The organism is Devosia oryziradicis, assembly GCF_016698645.1.
In the GTDB taxonomy this organism is placed as follows: Bacteria; Pseudomonadota; Alphaproteobacteria; order Rhizobiales; family Devosiaceae; genus Devosia; species Devosia oryziradicis.
The window spans coordinates 2,013,960-2,030,800 of record NZ_CP068047.1 but is presented as its reverse complement, the minus strand read 5'-3'; the positions used below and the strand labels follow the sequence as shown (position 1 = coordinate 2,030,800).

Annotated in this window: 19 protein-coding genes; 15 read left to right on the top strand and 4 right to left on the bottom strand. The window is 64.0% G+C overall.

Features of this window, described 5'->3' with window-relative positions:
• Window positions 1-190 precede the first annotated feature (190 nt).
• On the bottom strand, window positions 191-925 hold the full coding sequence (locus tag JI749_RS10120; RefSeq protein ID WP_201653000.1) for a cytochrome c biogenesis CcdA family protein: 735 nt from the start codon (window positions 923-925) through the stop codon (window positions 191-193).
• Window positions 926-942: 17 nt separating this feature from the next.
• Between JI749_RS10120 and JI749_RS10115 the strand changes: the two genes are divergently transcribed.
• The 7 genes from JI749_RS10115 to JI749_RS10085 all read left to right on the top strand — a co-directional run bounded on the left by JI749_RS10115 (window position 943) and on the right by JI749_RS10085 (window position 6,496).
• Window positions 943-1,515 (top strand): hypothetical protein, encoded by a 573-nt coding sequence (locus JI749_RS10115; RefSeq protein WP_201652997.1) that lies wholly within the window; start codon window positions 943-945, stop codon window positions 1,513-1,515.
• Window positions 1,516-1,637: 122 nt separating this feature from the next.
• Complete coding sequence (rpe, locus tag JI749_RS10110; protein WP_201652994.1) at window positions 1,638-2,318, top strand: ribulose-phosphate 3-epimerase; 681 nt, start codon at window positions 1,638-1,640, stop codon at window positions 2,316-2,318.
• Between the two features lie 31 nt (window positions 2,319-2,349).
• A complete protein-coding gene (gene purB / locus JI749_RS10105; protein ID WP_201652991.1) occupies window positions 2,350-3,678 on the top strand; it encodes an adenylosuccinate lyase in 1,329 nt (442 codons plus the stop codon).
• Complete coding sequence (locus tag JI749_RS10100) at window positions 3,675-4,088, top strand: GNAT family N-acetyltransferase (protein WP_201652988.1); 414 nt, start codon at window positions 3,675-3,677, stop codon at window positions 4,086-4,088. The genes purB and JI749_RS10100 overlap by 4 nt, the downstream gene beginning before the upstream one ends.
• Entirely contained in the window at window positions 4,085-4,636 is a 552-nt protein-coding gene (locus JI749_RS10095; protein ID WP_201652985.1) for an RBBP9/YdeN family alpha/beta hydrolase, read from the top strand. Before JI749_RS10100 ends, JI749_RS10095 begins: the two co-directional genes overlap by 4 nt.
• Complete coding sequence (locus JI749_RS10090) at window positions 4,633-5,094, top strand: GNAT family N-acetyltransferase (protein ID WP_201652982.1); 462 nt, start codon at window positions 4,633-4,635, stop codon at window positions 5,092-5,094. The genes JI749_RS10095 and JI749_RS10090 overlap by 4 nt, the downstream gene beginning before the upstream one ends.
• A gap of 85 nt (window positions 5,095-5,179) precedes the next feature.
• On the top strand, window positions 5,180-6,496 hold the full coding sequence (locus JI749_RS10085) for an O-acetylhomoserine aminocarboxypropyltransferase/cysteine synthase family protein (RefSeq protein WP_201652979.1): 1,317 nt from the start codon (window positions 5,180-5,182) through the stop codon (window positions 6,494-6,496).
• Between the two features lie 33 nt (window positions 6,497-6,529).
• Here JI749_RS10085 and JI749_RS10080 read toward each other — a convergent pair whose 3' ends face one another.
• A complete protein-coding gene (locus JI749_RS10080; protein WP_201652976.1) occupies window positions 6,530-7,387 on the bottom strand; it encodes an alpha/beta hydrolase in 858 nt (285 codons plus the stop codon).
• A gap of 6 nt (window positions 7,388-7,393) precedes the next feature.
• Window positions 7,394-7,717 carry a DUF1476 domain-containing protein gene (locus JI749_RS10075; protein WP_201652973.1) on the bottom strand — a complete coding sequence of 108 codons (324 nt, stop codon included), beginning with the start codon at window positions 7,715-7,717 and terminating at the stop codon, window positions 7,394-7,396.
• Window positions 7,718-7,938: 221 nt separating this feature from the next.
• On the opposite strand from JI749_RS10075, the gene purC reads away from it, so the two are divergent.
• Both purC and purS read left to right on the top strand, forming a co-directional pair.
• On the top strand, window positions 7,939-8,703 hold the full coding sequence (purC, locus tag JI749_RS10070) for a phosphoribosylaminoimidazolesuccinocarboxamide synthase (RefSeq protein ID WP_201652970.1): 765 nt from the start codon (window positions 7,939-7,941) through the stop codon (window positions 8,701-8,703).
• A 20-nt stretch (window positions 8,704-8,723) separates the two neighbouring features.
• Window positions 8,724-8,966, top strand: coding sequence for a phosphoribosylformylglycinamidine synthase subunit PurS (gene purS, locus JI749_RS10065; RefSeq protein WP_201652967.1), 243 nt, complete (start codon window positions 8,724-8,726; stop codon window positions 8,964-8,966).
• A 199-nt stretch (window positions 8,967-9,165) separates the two neighbouring features.
• Here purS and JI749_RS10060 read toward each other — a convergent pair whose 3' ends face one another.
• A complete protein-coding gene (locus JI749_RS10060) occupies window positions 9,166-10,947 on the bottom strand; it encodes a hypothetical protein (protein WP_201652964.1) in 1,782 nt (593 codons plus the stop codon).
• A gap of 195 nt (window positions 10,948-11,142) precedes the next feature.
• Between JI749_RS10060 and JI749_RS10055 the strand changes: the two genes are divergently transcribed.
• The 6 genes from JI749_RS10055 (at window position 11,143) to JI749_RS10030 (ending at window position 16,840) form a co-directional block, all read left to right on the top strand.
• Window positions 11,143-12,201, top strand: a complete 1,059-nt coding sequence (locus tag JI749_RS10055; protein WP_233280725.1) for an acyltransferase family protein — start codon at window positions 11,143-11,145, stop codon at window positions 12,199-12,201.
• A gap of 137 nt (window positions 12,202-12,338) precedes the next feature.
• Entirely contained in the window at window positions 12,339-13,007 is a 669-nt protein-coding gene (gene purQ, locus JI749_RS10050; RefSeq protein ID WP_201652958.1) for a phosphoribosylformylglycinamidine synthase subunit PurQ, read from the top strand.
• Window positions 13,007-13,645 (top strand): Pr6Pr family membrane protein, encoded by a 639-nt coding sequence (locus JI749_RS10045; RefSeq protein WP_201652955.1) that lies wholly within the window; start codon window positions 13,007-13,009, stop codon window positions 13,643-13,645. The genes purQ and JI749_RS10045 overlap by 1 nt, the downstream gene beginning before the upstream one ends.
• Window positions 13,642-15,876 (top strand): phosphoribosylformylglycinamidine synthase subunit PurL, encoded by a 2,235-nt coding sequence (gene purL, locus JI749_RS10040; protein ID WP_201652952.1) that lies wholly within the window; start codon window positions 13,642-13,644, stop codon window positions 15,874-15,876. Before JI749_RS10045 ends, purL begins: the two co-directional genes overlap by 4 nt.
• Before the next feature lie 78 nt (window positions 15,877-15,954).
• On the top strand, window positions 15,955-16,515 hold the full coding sequence (locus tag JI749_RS10035; protein ID WP_201652949.1) for a hypothetical protein: 561 nt from the start codon (window positions 15,955-15,957) through the stop codon (window positions 16,513-16,515).
• 91 nt (window positions 16,516-16,606) lie between these two features.
• Window positions 16,607-16,840: a BolA/IbaG family iron-sulfur metabolism protein gene (locus JI749_RS10030; RefSeq protein ID WP_137152360.1), complete on the top strand. Its 234-nt coding sequence runs from the start codon at window positions 16,607-16,609 to the stop codon at window positions 16,838-16,840.
• Window position 16,841 lies beyond the last annotated feature (1 nt).

Below are 16,841 nucleotides of genomic sequence, written 5' to 3'. Positions count from 1 at the left end.
CAGTGCCGTCGCCATGTCTGGCTGGGATCAGAAGCAAACGGCGGCCGCTCAATAAGCAATGCCTATTTGGATAACAGGAATCAACCGGGGGCCGGAACGCCCATGAAGCCCAGTGTTTCTAGGCATTCTTAGAGCTCCGAGCCCCGGTTTTAAGGACTGTTGGATAAAAGGATTCACTCGCCTACAGCCGCTAGCCGAAGCTCGCCAGAACCGGGAACGTCTCGAGGAACCAATAGGACAGCCGGGTGAAATTGCCGGTGAGGAACAGCACGCCCGTCAATACCAGCAGCCCGCCCATGACGCGCTCGACGGTGTGGAGATGCTTTTTGAAGCCCTGGAAGAAGGCCAGGAAAGGCCCGATGGCAATACCGGCAAGAAAGAACGGCACACCCAGCCCGAGCGAATAGAGCCCCAGCAACCCCGCCCCTTCCCATGCCGTGTCGCGACTGGCTGCCACCGACAGCACCGCCGCGAGCACGGGCCCGATGCACGGCGTCCAGCCGATGGCAAAGGCCAATCCAAGCAGGAACCCTCCCAGCGGACCGCTGGCGGCGCCGGGACCCTGGTGGCGCAATTGCCTGTCCAGGATGCCGATGCGATAGATGCCCAGGAAATGCAGCCCCATGGCAATGATCAGAACCCCTGCAATGGGTGTCAGGATCGGCAAAGCCTGGCGAAAGGCCTGCCCGAACGCGGTGGCCGTGGCACCGAGCGTCACGAAGACGACGGCAAAGCCGAGGATGAAGAACAGCGAAGTGATCGCCACTCGCCGCTGCAGCGCCGCGGCCCCGACATCATCGGCGCGCAACTGCTCGAAACTCGCGCCGCTCATATAAGTCAGGTAAGGTGGGACCAGCGGCAATACGCACGGGCTGAGAAAGCTCAGCACGCCCGCGCCAAACACCAAGGGCAATGAGAATTCCACGAGGTTGACGCTCCCTGTTGCGGCTCGGTTCTACCGCGTCCGCGCAGCAAAGCAATGCGCCCGGTGTCGCATCTCACGGATGTGATGGTGAGATCGGCGGCATCATGTCGCCTCGCCGAACGGGCAACTGGCACCAGTCCATCTGCCGGGACGGATCGATCAAACTTTACCGATTGGATTACGACGGCGTCATCGCCTGGGGCCGCAGTGTGGGGCTGTTTCAGCCTTCGGGGGCCAAATTGAGAACTTTTGCTGCGTGCCTGCTTCTTTCCGCCATGGCCACACCGGCCATGGCCGCTTCCTATCCGACCATCGTTGGCGAATGGTACGCCGAGCAAACCGGACCGCAGGATTGCGGCGGACCTTTCGCCTTTCACATCGGGGCGATGCATTATGTCGAAGAAGCACTGGTATGCGATTTTGACGACGTGCGCCGTGACGGCTGGCAGGTGACCTGGAACGGTTCATGCAACGACGGCTCGACCAGTTCGCCAACCCAGGTGGTTGCACGCGAAGACAATGGAAGGCTCACCATGTGGTTCAACGGTAACCCGGGCTGGACCGCATTGCGGCGGTGTAGCGCGCGGTAGGAAGCCGCCCGCGCACGTATACCGATTGAGCGCGGCCACCGGTAGCTGGACGCGCGTGGTCCTTGCCCCTCGCGCGCAGCCGCCCTATAGCAGCCTCAGTGCTCGGCCTGAGGTGCCCATCGATGCCCATCCGTCCCATCCGCATCGCCCCATCCATCCTGTCGGCCGACTTCTCTCGGCTCGGCGACGAGGTGCGGGCGATCGATGCTGGCGGAGCCGACTATATTCACGTCGACGTCATGGATGGTCACTTCGTCCCCAATATCAGCTTCGGCGCCGTGGTGATGAAGGCCATCCGCGCAGTGACGACGAAGCCATTCGACGTGCACCTGATGATCTCGCCAGCCGACGCCTATCTGGCTGATTTCGCCGCCGGCGGCGCCGACATCATCACTATTCATGCCGAAGCCGGCCCGCACCTGCATCGCTCGCTGCAAGCGATCAGGGCCCTTGGCAAGAAGGCGGGGGTGGCGCTCAATCCGGCAACGCCGGTCTCGGCCATCCAGCATGTGATCGACGATGTCGACCTCGTGCTGGTGATGAGCGTCAATCCCGGCTTTGGTGGCCAGAGCTTCATACCGGAAGCCCTGAACAAACTACGCCAGGCCAAGGCCCTCATCGGCGCCCGGCCGATCGACCTCGAAGTCGATGGCGGGGTTACCGCCGCCAATGCGCGCGCCATCGCCGATGCCGGCGCCAATGTCCTGGTCGCCGGGTCTTCGATCTTCGCCGGCAATGATGCATCCACCTATGCAGGTCGCATTGCGGCCATTCGCGAAGCAGCGACCGGCCGCGTCGCCTGACTCAATTTCTGAACCTGAAAGCCCTAAGCCCATGATTCCGCGCTATTCCCGCCCTGAAATGGTCAGCATCTGGTCGGCCGAGACCCGCTTCGCCATCTGGTTCGAGATCGAGGCGCATGCCACCACCAAGCTGGCGGAACTGGGCATTGTCCCCACCGAATCGGCGCAGAAGATCTGGGACGTGATGAACGCCCGCAAGGCGGAGCTCGGCGACTATGGCTTCGACGTCGCCCGCATCGACGAGATCGAGCGCACCACCAAGCACGACGTCATCGCCTTCCTGACCCACCTCAGCGAGATCGTCGGCCCCGACGCCCGCTTCGTGCACCAGGGCATGACCAGTTCGGACATCCTCGACACCACGCTCTCGGTGCAGCTCGCCCGGGCCGCAGACCTGCTGATATCGGACGTCGACGCCCTGCTCGCCGCGCTCAAACGCCGTGCCTATGAGCACAAGGACACCATCACCATCGGTCGCAGCCACGGCATCCATGCCGAGCCCACCACATTCGGCGTGAAGCTGGCCGAGGCCTATGCCGAGTTCACGCGCAATCGCGCCCGCCTGGTCGCGGCCCGCGCCGAAATCGCCACGGCGGCAATTTCCGGCGCCATCGGCTCCTTCGCCAATATCGACCCGCAGGTTGAGGAATACGTCGCCGAAAAGCTCGGCCTTGCCATCGAGCCGGTGTCGACCCAGGTCATCCCGCGTGATCGCCACGCGATGTTCTTCGCCACGCTGGGCGTCGTTGCCAGCTCCATCGAACGCGTCGCCATCGAAATCCGTCACCTGCAGCGCACCGAAGTGCTGGAAGCCGAGGAGTTCTTCTCCCCCGGCCAGAAGGGCTCGTCGGCCATGCCGCACAAGCGCAACCCGGTGCTGACCGAAAACCTGACCGGTCTCGCCCGTCTCGTGCGCGGCATGGTCACCCCGGCGCTGGAAAACGTGGCGCTGTGGCATGAACGGGACATCTCGCACTCCTCGGTCGAGCGCATGATCGGCCCCGACGCCACGGTGACGCTCGACTTCGCGCTGGCCCGCCTCACCGGCGTGATCGACAAGCTCGTCGTTTATCCCGAGAACATGCGCAAGAACCTCGACCTGCTCGGCGGCCTGCACAATTCCCAGCGCGTGCTGCTGGCCCTGACCCAAGCGGGTTACTCCCGCGAAGACAGCTATGCCGCAGTGCAGCGCAATGCCATGAAGGTCTGGGAAATGCGTGGCGACCGGACGGGCCAATTCGCCCGAAACCTCAAGGACGACCCGCAAGTGACTCTCAGTGATGCGCAAATCGACGACATGTTCGATGACGCCTATCACCTCAAGCATGTCGATACGATCTTCCGGCGGGTGTTCGGATGACCATCACCTGCGCCCAGGAAACCGGCCTCACCGCCGAGGAATACATTGCCTGCGTCGGCCAGTCCGCGCTGGGTCCGACCCGTCCGCTCGGCAATACCGAGCGGGTGCAGGCCTATATCGACAATTCCAACCTGGTGATCACCGCGCGTGACCAGGGCGGCCGGCTGGTTGGCCTGTTCCGCGGCATGACCGACTGGAGCTGGATCTGCTACTGCGCCGATATGGCCGTGGTGGAGTCCAGCCAGGGCCAGGGGATCGGTGCCCGCCTGATGGACAAGGCGAGCGAAATCCTCGGACCGGGCTGCACCATCACCCTGCTCGCCCTGCCCGGTGCCGAAGGCTTCTACCAGAAGATCGGGCTGACCCAGACCAGCGCCGCCTTCTATCGGGACAGGACACATCGCACGTGAAGATTTCAGAATGTGATATCCTGATCTTGCCCGGCCTTGGCAATTCGGGCCCCGGCCATTGGCAGCTGCGCTGGGCCGAGCGCATGTCCAGTGCCGCCATCGTAGAGCAGGCTGACTGGGACGAGCCCGACCTGGATGACTGGGTGCAGACCATCGACCAGGCTTGCCGCCTGACCACACGGCCGGTCGTCCTCGTCGCCCACTCCCTGTCCTGCCTGGCGGTGGCCCATGCCGCCCCGCGTCTGCCGGAGAATGTGCGCGGCGCATTCCTGGTCTCGGTGCCCGATCTCGAACTGAGCCCGGAAGCGCCGGAGGAAGCCTTGGGCTTCCGGCCCATCCCGCGCGACCCGCTGCCCTTCCCCTCCATGCTCGTCGCCTCGACCAACGATGCGCTGTGCACCATCGATCGCGCGGTGGAGTTCGCCACCTGTTGGGGCTCGGACTTCCACCAGGCGGGTGAAGCCGGCCACATCAACGTCGCCTCGGGACACGGCCCCTGGCCGGAGGGCCTGCTGATGTTCACCCGGCTGATGCAGAGGCTCAAGTGAGCTACGAACTGGTGCCGGGTACGCCCGGCGTCGATGACTTCCTGCGGCTGCGTAAAGTCTCCGGCCTCAGCGAAAAGACGCGCGAGGCGGCCGAACGCGGCCTGCCCAATACCTGGTTCGCCGTCACGGTTCGTCATGCCGGCCGCGTCGTCGGCATGGGGCGCGTCATCGGCGATGGCGGCACGGCCTTCCAGATCACCGACATGGCGGTGGAGCCCCAACATCAGGGCAAGGGACTGGGCAAGCAGATCATGAGCGCGCTCGTCGACCACATCCGCGCCAACGCCCCGGCCAGCGCCTATGTGAGCCTCATCGCCGACGGCGACGCGCAGCATCTCTACGCGAAATACGGCTTCACCCCGGTCGCACCAGCCTCCATCGCCATGGCCTTCAAGCTAGGTGACACAAGCCATCGCTTGCCGCCAAAGGGGGAACGAGCGGAATCGCTTTCCGCGTAATCTCTATTAAATTGGTAGCAAAACCCTCGCCCACCGCGCCGAGGCGTCCTAGGCTTGCATTGCGAGTAGCACATGGAGGCCGCAAATGACCGTAAATTCCAAGCATCCCGAAACCCAGGGTCTGCACGCTGGCTGGCGCGCCGATCCCGCGACCGGCTCGGTGGCGGTTCCCATCTACCAGACCACCTCGTTCCAGTTCGAAAGCAGCGAGCACGCCGCGGACCTCTTTGCGCTCAAGCAGCTGGGCAACATCTATACCCGCCTGGGCAACCCGACGACCGACGTACTGGAACAGCGCGTCGCCGCGCTTGAAGGCGGGGTCGCGGCGCTGGCGGTGGCCTCCGGTCAGGCGGCCTCGGCCTATGCCGTGCAGAACCTTGCCGTCGTCGGCGACAATATCGTGGCTTCCACCGACCTCTATGGCGGCACCTATAACCTGTTCAAGAACACCTTCCGCGAGGCCGGTATCGAAGTCCGCTTCGTCGATCCGTCCGATCCGGAAAACTTCCGCCGGGCTACCGACGACAAGACCCGCGCCTACTATGCCGAGACCCTGCCAAATCCGAAGCTGGCGGTCCTTCCGATTGCCGAAGTGGCCGCCATCGGTCGCGAATTCGGCATTCCGCTGATCGTTGACAACACCGCCGCTCCTCTGACCGCCCGCCCCTTCGAGCATGGGGCCGCGGTAGTGGTCTATTCCTCCACCAAGTATCTGGGCGGCCACGGCACCTCGATCGGCGGCATCATCGTCGATGGCGGCAATTTCGACTGGGCCGCGCATCCGCAACGCCAGCCGCTGCTCAACACACCGGACCAGGCCTATCACGGAGCGGTCTGGGTCGAGGCGGCCAAGCCTCTCGGTCCTGTGGCCTATATCCTAAAGGCGCGCACGACCCTGTTGCGCACCCACGGCGCCGCGCTGTCGCCGTTCAACGCTTTCCTCACCATCCAGGGGCTCGAAACCCTGGCGCTTCGCGTCGATCGACATTTCGAGAACGCGGCCAAGGTGGCCGAATGGCTGAGCAAGCGTCCGGAAATTACATCGGTCACGCATCCCTCGCTGCAAACGGGGCAGCAGAGGATCAATGCCGACAAGTATCTCACCCGCGGCAAGGGCGCGCTGATCGGCTTCGAACTCGCCAACGGTCGGGAAGCCGGCGCGCGGTTCATTGACTCGCTCAAGCTGCTCTACCACGCGGCCAATATCGGTGACGCGCGGTCGTTGGCCATCCATCCCGCGACCACCACACATAGCCAGCTCGAACCAGCCGAGCAGCTTTCGGCCGGTGTGACTCCGGGCTATGTGCGGCTCTCGATCGGCATCGAGCATATCGACGACATCCTGGCGGACCTCGACCAGGCACTCAATGCCGCCGGCTCACAGGCGCAGGCAGCCGAGTAGAAGTATTAGGGCCGGCCTCGCCGCCGGCCCCTCTCATCCAACGAAGGCGGCGATCTCGGCCATGGCCTGCGCCGTCTCGGGCATGTCGCCACTCATCGGCCATACGTGCCACATGTCGGGGTAGATGCTGAGACGAACGGTGCCGCCGGCCGCAGTGACGCGGTCGGCCAGCCGTACCGCATCATCGCGCCAGAGCTCATCCGAACCCGCCAGCAGCAGCATGGGCGGCAATCCGCCGATGGGTTGAAACAACGGCGACAGGATGGGGCCATCAAGGGGCGCCACCTTCTCAACCACGCTCTGCCAATGCCGCAGCGAGACATGGGAAAGCGTCGGGTCCTTCTCGGCATTGGCCTCAAAACTGTCACCGGCCAGGGTGGCATCGATGGCGGGCGACAGGAACACGACACGATCCGGCAGCGCCTCCCCGCGCCTCGCCATGTCCTGCATAGCCGCCAGCGCCAGCGCCGCGCCGCTGGAATCGGCAAAGACCGTCAGGTGTCCTGCGCTGCGGGCCGCCGCCAAAACGGCAATGCCGTCGGCGCGCACATCTTCGGGGGCCGTCTCCGGCAGGCGCCGATAGTCCGGCACGAATACCGGGCGCGCCGTCGCCTTGGCGAGCATTGCCGCCAGGCCACGATGGGTGACGCTGGCGCCCGACACCAGCCCGCCTCCATGGAAGGCGACGACAAGTCGGTCTTTTTCAAGATCTGGCGGAGAAATCAGCCGCCCGGCTACGCCGCCATAGGCGGGCGTCGTCTCGGTGACATCGGCGGGTAACGGTTGGGTCGCAGCCCATCCCTCCCAGCCTGCCCGGTCGGCAGCTATGTCGGCGGCGGGGGGAAAGCGAAACAGGCCGGCCCGAATGCGCTGTGCTTCCGGGCTGGCCATGCGCGATCAGCCTTCGGCGGCGATCTGTTCGTTGGCGACCTGCACCAGCTGCGTCATCTTCTGGCGAATCACGTCATCGCCGATGCTGATGCCCTTGGCCTTGAGGTCGGCTGAGACCTTGCGGAACACGTCCTCGTCGCCGGCTTCCTCGAAATCGGCGGCAACAACTTCGGCAGCATACGCCTTGGCATCGTCGCCCGTCAGGCTCATCAGCTCGGCGGCCCAGATGCCCACCAGCTTGTTGCGGCGCGCCTCGGCCTTGAACTTCTTTTCCGCGTCGAAGGCGAACTTGGCTTCCTGGCCCTTCTGCCGATCCTCGAACTGGCTCATGCAACTCTCCCGCTTGGCTCTGTCATCCGCCTGTTCGGCGCTTGCCAATCGACATAGGCGGTTCAGCAGGCCAAATCAACGGCTTGCCTGACGCTGCGACCTTATGCGTGGCGCGGAGGGCGGCCATCGGAGGCGCAAGTGCAAAAGAGCTTGCCTTTTTGCTGCTTTCTGGCGCATGAAGCGGCCAAATTCACCCTCCTTTCAACGGTCCCGGATTCCCAATGAACCGTCGTCGCAAAATCTACGAGGGCAAGGCCAAGATCCTTTTTGAAGGTCCTGAGCCGGGCACGCTGGTTCAGTATTTCAAGGACGATACGACTGCCGGCGACGGCGCGCGCCACGAAATCATCGATGGCAAGGGCGTGCTGAACAACCGGATTTCCGAGTTCGTGTTCACCAAGCTCAATGGCCTGGGCATTCCGACTCACTTCATTCGCCGCATCAACATGCGCGAGCAGCTGATCAAGGAAGTCGAGATCATCCCGCTCGAGATCATCGTGCGCAACTATGCGGCCGGTTCGCTGGTCAAGCGTCTGGGTCTCGAACCCGGCACGCAGCTGCCCCGCTCGATCATCGAATTCTGCTACAAGGACGATGCGCTGCATGACCCCATGGTCAGCGAAGAGCACATCACCGCGTTCGGCTGGGCTACCCCCGCCGAACTCGACGACATCATGAGCCTCGCCATCCGCGTCAACGACTTCCTGACCGGCCTCTTCATGGGTGTCGGCATCCAGCTGGTCGACTTCAAGATCGAATGCGGTCGTCTCTATGAAGGCGATCTCATGCGCATCGTGCTGGCCGACGAGATCAGCCCCGACAGCTGCCGCCTCTGGGACATCAAGACCCGCAACAAGATGGACAAGGATCGCTTCCGCGAGAACCTTGGCGGGCTGATCGAAAACTATCGTGAAGTCGCCCAGCGCCTGGGCATCCTGGTCGAAACCGACAACGCGCTGACCACCGGTCCGCGCCTGGTTCAGTAAGCATAGTCTGGAGCGACACAATGAAGGCGCGCGTCACCGTCACCCTCAAGGCCGGCGTTCTCGATCCGCAGGGCCAGGCCATCGAAGGCTCGCTCAAAAGCCTGGGATTTGCAGGTGTTGCATCTGTGCGACAGGGTAAGGTCTTTGACCTGGTACTGGACGGAACTGACGAGGCTGCCGCACGTTCAGCCCTCAACAGCATGTGTGAGAAGTTGCTGGCCAACACCGTGATCGAAAACTACGCGGTCGAAATCTCAAATTAACGCCTTTAGGCGATAACCGAAGTCGCGCCGTGTCGTGGCTCAGGACCATTTTGCTATGCTCAAAACAATCTCGCTCTCGGTCATGTTCTTCGCCACCCTCGGCCTGCTTTTCGCGGCCTACGCTTCTGTTCCGGTCTGAGCCGGCGACCTGTGGGAGCCCTTGGCTGCCTCGTCGGCTGCGGGAGTTGATCCGGCAGCGCTACCTGCGAACGGAGTAGATGGTCAGCACGCTATCGGGCGCGCTGATCGGCTCCAGCCAATCAGGCAATTCACCGCGCTTGTTCAGGCGCACGAACGAGTCTTCCGCCGCATCGGGTAGCCCGCGCATGGACGCGAGCGGCGCGCAGGTCACGACCAGCGTTACGCCGCGCGTGTCCAGGATATCCTTTGCCTCCCCGATCGGATGATTGAGGAAGTGGTAGGTGTCCAGGATCTGCTGGTTGTTGCGGTGGTAGGGCGTCCCGACGACTTCGTGGTCGGTATAGAGCAGGATGAAGGCGCCAAGGTCGAGCGGCGTCATGATCCGCGCCCTGGGCATGGCGGCGAGTTCCGCATAGGCGCCCGGGGCCAGGCAATCCTTATGTGACAGCTCCGTCTCGGGCCCGGTTTCCACGGCGGCAGCAGCCTGCGCCATGGCAACCGGATATGCGACCATCGCCCAGATAAACCCGGCAAAGCCGACCCAGCTGCCCACCAGCGCCAATACGCTGGCCAAGCTCACACGCTGAAGGTAGCGATGGCGCGCCAGCACGACCCAGAATGCGCAGGCCGGGCCTGTCAGCGCCAGGGTGATGCGGATGCTGCGCAACTGCACAAAGGCAACGGCAACCAGGATCGCCAGTACCGCCAGGACGATCAGCCAGGCGGCTCGACGGGTCCCCTCGGTCCGCATGACGGCATGCAGCGCGGCAGCCAGCGACAGGAGGGCGGGTACGGTCGTCGACAAGACGTAGATCGGCTGCTCGGCAATCACCTGAAAGACCGGCTTGGCTTCGCCGATATCCTTGAGCCAGTACTCGACAAGCCAGGGGTCGACAATGGCATAGGGACCGGCGAGACAGCCCGGAAACAGCGCGGCAAGCAACGCCAGCAAGGCGCCGCCGACAACTGTTGCAGCAAGCAGCCGCGGGAGCCAGCTTTCACCGCGGAGGGGCAGCAGCGTCAAGCCGACCAGCCCTGCCCCGGCCCCGAGGGCCGCGGTCGCATACACAATGGAAATGGCGTCGCAGGCCGGCGAGAACCACAGCTGCGGCGGCAGTGCCGCGACGAGGTGGGCGACTGTACCCAACCCGAAGGCAAGCCCGAACCAACGCACGGCCGCATGGAGTGAGGGTGCCACGACATACATCATGCCGAAGACGACCATCCCGGCTACCACCACCGGCAGCGCCTCGGTGCCTATGGCCAGGGCCGTCGCCATTGCCAGCCCAGCCCACAGCGCCGCCCGCGGCCGGGTCAGCGCATCGATCGAGAACAGCACCACCAGCTGGGTGAGGATGATCTGCACCGAGTGATGGTCCACGCGGCCGAAATCGAACTCACCAAAGGTAATGACGGAACAGGCAAGGATGAGCATGCCGGGGAGCAGGCCCTCGCGCCCCACCAACCGCAGCGTCAACCTGCCGCTGAGCCAGATGAGCAGGCCCAGCAGGATCGTGGGCCAGACAAAGCCCGCAACGATCTCCGCCGAGGCGCCGGCAAAAGGCCGCGCCATCAGCACCAGAGCAGCTATGGGCAGGTCGACCAGGCGAGACCAGTGCATCTCGCCGCCCCAGGGTGTGTTCATGCGATACTGTGCGTGATCGAACCAGCCCTGGCCCGCCAGGAAGTCGCGCACCACGACCATGCGCATGGCGTCGTCATTGTCGCCAAACAGCACCTGGTCGAAACCGCTATAGGCCATCCGCAACAGCAGCAGAGCCGTGGTCAGCAGCAGCACCGCCGCCCACAGCCAGATGGCCGACCTCTCTTGCTTGCCCATGCTTGCCCCCCTGTCCGCGCCGTTTGTAGGCCAGCCCCGTTAAGGCCGGCTAAAGCAGCGACAAAATCCGGTTGACCGTTAGAGCCGTAGTAACCAAGGCGAATGCTTTCCGGGCGCGACTGACGGGAAGGTCACCATGCGGCAACCACCACCAACTAGATTGCGCTGCAAAGCGGAGTGCAGGACATGGTTGCGATGAACAGGCGCCTCGAATGGGTGGATATGGCCAAGGGGCTATCCATCTTCCTGGTGGTGATGATGTATGCGGCCTCCAGCGTCGGCGAGGATACCGGCGGCGTGGGCGTGCTGCATTGGGCAATCGCCTTCGCCACCCCCTTCCGCATGCCCGAATTCTTCCTGATCTCCGGGCTGTTCCTGTCGCAGGTGATCGACCGTCCCTGGCGGGCATTCGCCGACCGCCGCGTCGTGCACTACCTCTATTTCTACGTGTTGTGGGCGCTGATCCACATCATCTTCAAGGTCGGCCTGCTGGCCGCCGATCCGGGCGGCGCGGTCGAGCAGATCGGCCTGGCGGTGATCCAGCCCTATGGCGTGCTCTGGTTCATCTACATGCTGGCGGTCGTCGGCGCGGTCACCAAGCTGCTGCATGGCCTGAACGCTCCGCGATGGGCCGTGTTCGGGGTGGCCGCCGTGCTGCAGATGCTGTCCATCCATACGGGCAGCTACCTTATCGACCAGTTTGCCCACTACTTCGTCTTCTTCTATGCCGGTTACGTGCTGGCGCCGGCCCTGTTCCGGCTGGCCGATTGGGCGGCCGGACATGCCGCGCTGGCGCTGCTGGGCCTTGCCGTCTGGGCCATCCTGAACGCAGCCCTTGTCTTCTCGCCGGGCTTTGCCATGCATCCCATCCATCCCGTCATGGGCTATGCCGGCCTGCCGGGCGTACACTTGCTGCTGGCGCTGATCGGCACGGCGGCGCTCTGCGTCATTGCCGCCTTGCTCACGCGCCTGCCATTCATGAACTGGTTGCGCTGGATGGGCTCGAAATCCCTGGTGATCTATGTGGCCTTCGTCCTGCCCATGGGCATCTCGCGCACACTGCTCATCAAGCTGGGGGTGGACGAACCCACCGTACTGAGCCTGGCCATCATGGCCATTTCCATCGTTTCGCCGCTGATCCTCTATTGGCTCGTCCTGCGCACCGGATTGGGCGGCTTTCTGTTCGAACGGCCGGCATGGGCGCATTTGCCCGGCACGACCCGCCGCAGGCCGGTAACCGCTCCCGCCGAGTAAGCTTGGACGGCCATTCGGGCATAACCCTCAAATTGCTCCACCGGAGCAATTTGTCCCTCCGGGCGCGGTTCGAAGCTTGCCTTTTGCGCCAAGACTCATCACAAGGGCCTCGCACCCCCCATAGCGAGGACCAGTCGATGAAATCTGCAGTCATCGTCTTCCCCGGTCTCAATCGCGACCGCGACATGATCGCGGCGCTGACCAAGATTTCCGGCACCGCCCCAGCGACGGTCTGGCATCAGGATGCGGACCTGCCAGATGTCGACCTCGTGGTCATTCCCGGCGGCTTCTCCTATGGCGACTATCTGCGCTGCGGCGCCATCGCGGCGCGTTCGCCGATCATGGACAAGGTCCGGTCGCACGCCGAACGCGGCGGCAAGGTGCTCGGGGTGTGCAATGGCTTCCAGATCCTGATCGAATCCGGCCTCCTGCCCGGTGCGCTGATGCGCAACATGAGCCTCAAATTCGTCTGCCGCGAGGTCAAGCTCGAGGTCGTCAACGCGGCGACCGACTTCACCCGGGGCTACCGGCAGGGCCAGGTCTTCCGCTGCCCCGTGGCCCATCATGACGGCAACTATTTTGCCGACAGCGCGACGCTCGATCGCCTGGAAGGCGATGGACGCGTGGCGTTCCGCTATGCCGAGGGGACCAATCCCAACGGCTCGATCAACGATATCGCCGGCATCTTCAATGAGAAGAAGAACGTGCTCGGCCTGATGCCGCACCCGGAGAACCTGATCGAGGCGGCCCATGGCGGTGACGACGGCCGAGCACTGTTCTCCGGCCTTCTCGGCAACGCCGCCTGATGAACTACGGGCGTGCCAACGCTGCCATCGGTTTCGCCGTGGGCCTTGGCGCGCTGGTCCTGCAATTCGCGCTGACCGTCCCAGCGGCGATGGAAACACGCAGCCTGCCCCTGGCGCTGGTGTTTTTCTTTTCGTTCTTCACCATCCTCAGCAACCTGAGCCTGGTGCTGGTCTATCTGTCCGAACTCGCGCCGAACCTGCCGCTGGGCGTTTTCCGCTTGCCCAGGGTCCGCGGCATGATGGTCGCCGTGATGGCGCTGGTGCTGCTGTTCTACCACTTTCTGCTGGCCGGCAGCTGGGACCCACAGGGTCCGTACCTGGTTGCCGATCGCCTGCTGCACTACGCGACCCCGCTGATCTACGCCATCTGGTGGGCTCGCTTCGTCCAGCATGGCTCTCTCAAATTCACTGACCTGCCCGCCATGCTGTTGCCGACGCTGGTATACTTCCTCCTGATCCTGCTGCGCGGGCTGTTCGTCGCCGAATATCCCTACTTCATCCTCGAGGTCGAACGCCTGGGTTATCCGGCGGTCCTGCTCAACGCGCTTATCGTCGCCGCTGGCCTGGCCGTGCTTTCGGCCATCGTCATTGCCATCGATCACCTGCTTGCCCGCCCAACCCGGACAAATCTCGCATGACCCTCCCCAACGACATCCGCATCACGCCCGAACTGGTGGCCGACCACGGCCTCAAGCCCGACGAATACCAGAAGATCCTGGACCTGATCGGGCGCGAGCCGACCTATACCGAGCTCGGCATCTTCTCGGCCATGTGGAACGAGCACTGCTCGTACAAGTCGTCCAAGAAGTGGCTCAAGACGCTGCCGACCACGGGGCCGCGCGTCATCCAGGGTCCCGGTGAGAATGCCGGCGTCGTCGATATAGGCGACGGGCAAGCCATCGTCTTCAAGATGGAATCGCACAACCACCCCAGCTACATCGAACCCTACCAGGGCGCCGCGACCGGCGTTGGCGGCATTCTGCGCGACGTCTTCACCATGGGCGCCCGCCCCGTTGCCGCGATGAATGCGCTGCGCTTCGGCTCCCCCGACCACGACAAGACCCGCCACCTCGTTTCCGGCGTGGTTGCCGGCGTGGGCGGCTATGGCAATGCCTTCGGCGTGCCGACCGTTGGGGGCGAAGTCGAGTTCGACGAGCGCTACAACGGTAATATCCTCGTCAACGCCTTTGCCGCCGGCCTCGCCGATACCGACAAGATATTCTACTCCAAGGCCGAAGGCGTCGGCCTGCCAGTGGTCTATCTGGGCGCCAAGACCGGCCGCGATGGCGTTGGCGGCGCCACCATGGCTTCGGCCGAATTCGGCGACGACATCGAGGAAAAGCGCCCCACCGTCCAGGTTGGCGACCCCTTCACCGAAAAGCGCCTGCTCGAAGCCTGCCTCGAACTGATGGCCACTGGCGCGGTCATCGCCATCCAGGACATGGGTGCAGCCGGCCTTACCTGCTCGGCCGTCGAAATGGGCGCCAAGGGCGACCTGGGCATCGAACTCGATCTCGATAAGGTGCCGGTGCGCGAGGAGCGCATGACGCCCTACGAGATGATGCTGAGCGAAAGCCAGGAGCGCATGCTCATGGTGCTGCATCCGGAAAAAGAGGCCGTCGCCCGGGCGGTGTTCCAGAAGTGGGAACTCGATTTCGCCACTGTCGGCGTCACCACCGATGACCTGCGCTTCCGCGTGAAATGGCAAGGCGAGGAAGTCGCCAACCTGCCGATCAAGGAACTCGGCGACGAGGCGCCTGAATATGATCGTCCCTGGGTCGAACCCAAGGTGCCCGCACCGCTGGATGCCGGCGACGTGCCGCAGATGGACGTGGCCGATGCCCTGCTCAAGCTGGTCGGGGGCCACCAGGCGTCCTCGCGCCGCTGGGTTTACGAGCAGTATGACACCCTCATCCAGGGCAATTCCCTGCAGCGTCCGGGCGGCGATGCCGGGGTGATCCGCGTCGAAGGCCACGCCACCAAAGGCCTCGCCTTCTCCTCCGACGTCACCCCGCGCTACTGCGAAGCCGATCCCTTCGAAGGCGGCAAGCAGGCGGTGGCCGAATGCTGGCGCAACCTGACGGCGACCGGCGCCGAGCCGCTGGCTGCCACGGACAATCTCAACTTTGGCAACCCGGAGCGCCCCGAAATCATGGGCCAGCTGGTCCACGCGATCAATGGCATCGGCGAAGCCTGCAAGGCTTTGGACTTCCCCATCGTTTCCGGCAACGTGTCGCTCTACAACGAAACCAATGGTCGCGGCATTCTGCCGACCCCGACCATTGGCGGCGTTGGCCTGCTGCCCGACTGGAACCAGATGGCCCGTATCGGATTTGCCGCCGAAAACCAGGTCATCCTGCTGGTCGGCTCACCGGCCAGCCGCGGTACGCATCTGGGCCAATCAATCTATCTGCGCGACCTGTTCGGCCGCAAGGACGGCCCGGCTCCCCATGTCGACCTCGCCCATGAGCGCCGGACCGGCGACTTCGTCCGCAAGCTGATCCGCTCGGGCATCGCCACTGCCTGCCACGATCTCAGTGATGGCGGGCTCGGCGTGGGCCTCGCCGAGATGGCCGTAGCCTCGGGCATTGGTGCCACGATCACCGATCTCGTCGATCAGGATCCAATCCTGCAGTATTTCGGCGAAGACCAGGGTCGTTACCTCGTGACCGTCAACCTCGACCCGCAGGGCGAGGCCATGGCCGCCCTCTGGCGCGAGGCCGAAGCGGCTGGCGTCTTTGCCCCCTGGATCGGCACGACCGGCGGCGCCGACCTGGTGCTCGGCGCGGCCCGTCCGGTGCCGGTTTCGGCGCTCAAGGCCGCGCATGAAGGCTGGTTCCCCAGCTACATGGACGGCAAGGCTGCATAATCGATCCATCTGCCTTATGATCGCCGCTCTTTGGAGTGTTCTGGCTCCCAGGGGCGGCGTCATTTTGTGGAGATTGGTATGAGACTTAAACCGGCTGTCGGCGCCCTTCTGGCCCTCACCCTGTGCGGGCTACCCATGGCTGCAAGCGCGCAGCAGGCCGGTGTCAGTGGCTCACCCCTCCCTGACCAGCCCTATACGCTCTTCTATCCCGACGTGATGATAACGTCCGGCGAGCCAGGTGGCCCGCTGACCATCAACCACCCCAGTCTGCCGCTGCAATGCGTACTGACGGTGGTGCCGGTCGAGGACAGCGGCTGGTCCGCCGAAGGGGCCTTGGCGGCTCTCGATCCGGCTGCGGTGTCCGCCGGCTGGAGCGAAACCTTCCCCAACTTCACCCTCGGCGAGAGCCGCGTCACCAGCTATCAGAGCAATACGGCCCTCCAGTATGAGGGCACGAGCGAGGGCCCGCAGGGTGGCCCAATCACGCTGGTTCACACCGAGACGGTCGATTCCGGCAACGGCTACACGCTGGACTGCTTCTACGCCTCCGAAATGGCTGCTGAAGCCCGACCGGTCGTCGATACGATCATCGCCAACTTCTCCACCGAGCAGGACGCCCAGCCAGTCGTAACACCCTGATCGATCTCCGGCGATATTGAAGGCTCCCTACCCCCGTGCCATATCATGGGCATGGCCGGCCACGAGCCGGCGCTCAGCAAGGAGACGCCTCATGCCCATGGATGCCAGCGAAATCGAGCGCCGGATCAAGGCGGCGCTTCCCGATGCCGATATTGAGATTCGCGACCTCGCCGGAGACGGCGACCATTGGGCCGCGACGGTAAAATCCGAGCAGTTCCGCGGCAAAACCCGCGTGCAGCAGCATAAGCTGGTCTATGAATCGCTCCAGGGCGACATGGGCGGAGCCCTGCACGCGCTGGCCCTCCAGACCGTCGTCCCGGACTGAT

Excerpts from the sequence above, each read along its gene's own strand:
- rpe (WP_201652994.1), top strand. The coding sequence starts at position 1,638 with ATGCCCATCCGTCCCATCCGCATCGCCCCATCCATCCTGTCGGCCGAC.
- JI749_RS10030 (WP_137152360.1), top strand. The coding sequence starts at position 16,607 with ATGCCCATGGATGCCAGCGAAATCGAGCGCCGGATCAAGGCGGCGCTT.
- JI749_RS10085 (WP_201652979.1), top strand. The coding sequence starts at position 5,180 with ATGACCGTAAATTCCAAGCATCCCGAAACCCAGGGTCTGCACGCTGGC.
- purQ (WP_201652958.1), top strand. The coding sequence starts at position 12,339 with ATGAAATCTGCAGTCATCGTCTTCCCCGGTCTCAATCGCGACCGCGAC.
- JI749_RS10045 (WP_201652955.1), top strand. The coding sequence starts at position 13,007 with ATGAACTACGGGCGTGCCAACGCTGCCATCGGTTTCGCCGTGGGCCTT.
- JI749_RS10035 (WP_201652949.1), top strand. The coding sequence starts at position 15,955 with ATGAGACTTAAACCGGCTGTCGGCGCCCTTCTGGCCCTCACCCTGTGC.
- purC (WP_201652970.1), top strand. The coding sequence starts at position 7,939 with ATGAACCGTCGTCGCAAAATCTACGAGGGCAAGGCCAAGATCCTTTTT.
- JI749_RS10100 (WP_201652988.1), top strand. The coding sequence starts at position 3,675 with ATGACCATCACCTGCGCCCAGGAAACCGGCCTCACCGCCGAGGAATAC.
- JI749_RS10075 (WP_201652973.1), bottom strand. The coding sequence starts at position 7,717 with ATGAGCCAGTTCGAGGATCGGCAGAAGGGCCAGGAAGCCAAGTTCGCC.
- purL (WP_201652952.1), top strand. The coding sequence starts at position 13,642 with ATGACCCTCCCCAACGACATCCGCATCACGCCCGAACTGGTGGCCGAC.
- JI749_RS10060 (WP_201652964.1), bottom strand. The coding sequence starts at position 10,947 with ATGGGCAAGCAAGAGAGGTCGGCCATCTGGCTGTGGGCGGCGGTGCTG.
- purB (WP_201652991.1), top strand. The coding sequence starts at position 2,350 with ATGATTCCGCGCTATTCCCGCCCTGAAATGGTCAGCATCTGGTCGGCC.
- purS (WP_201652967.1), top strand. The coding sequence starts at position 8,724 with ATGAAGGCGCGCGTCACCGTCACCCTCAAGGCCGGCGTTCTCGATCCG.
- JI749_RS10080 (WP_201652976.1), bottom strand. The coding sequence starts at position 7,387 with ATGGCCAGCCCGGAAGCACAGCGCATTCGGGCCGGCCTGTTTCGCTTT.
- JI749_RS10055 (WP_233280725.1), top strand. The coding sequence starts at position 11,143 with ATGAACAGGCGCCTCGAATGGGTGGATATGGCCAAGGGGCTATCCATC.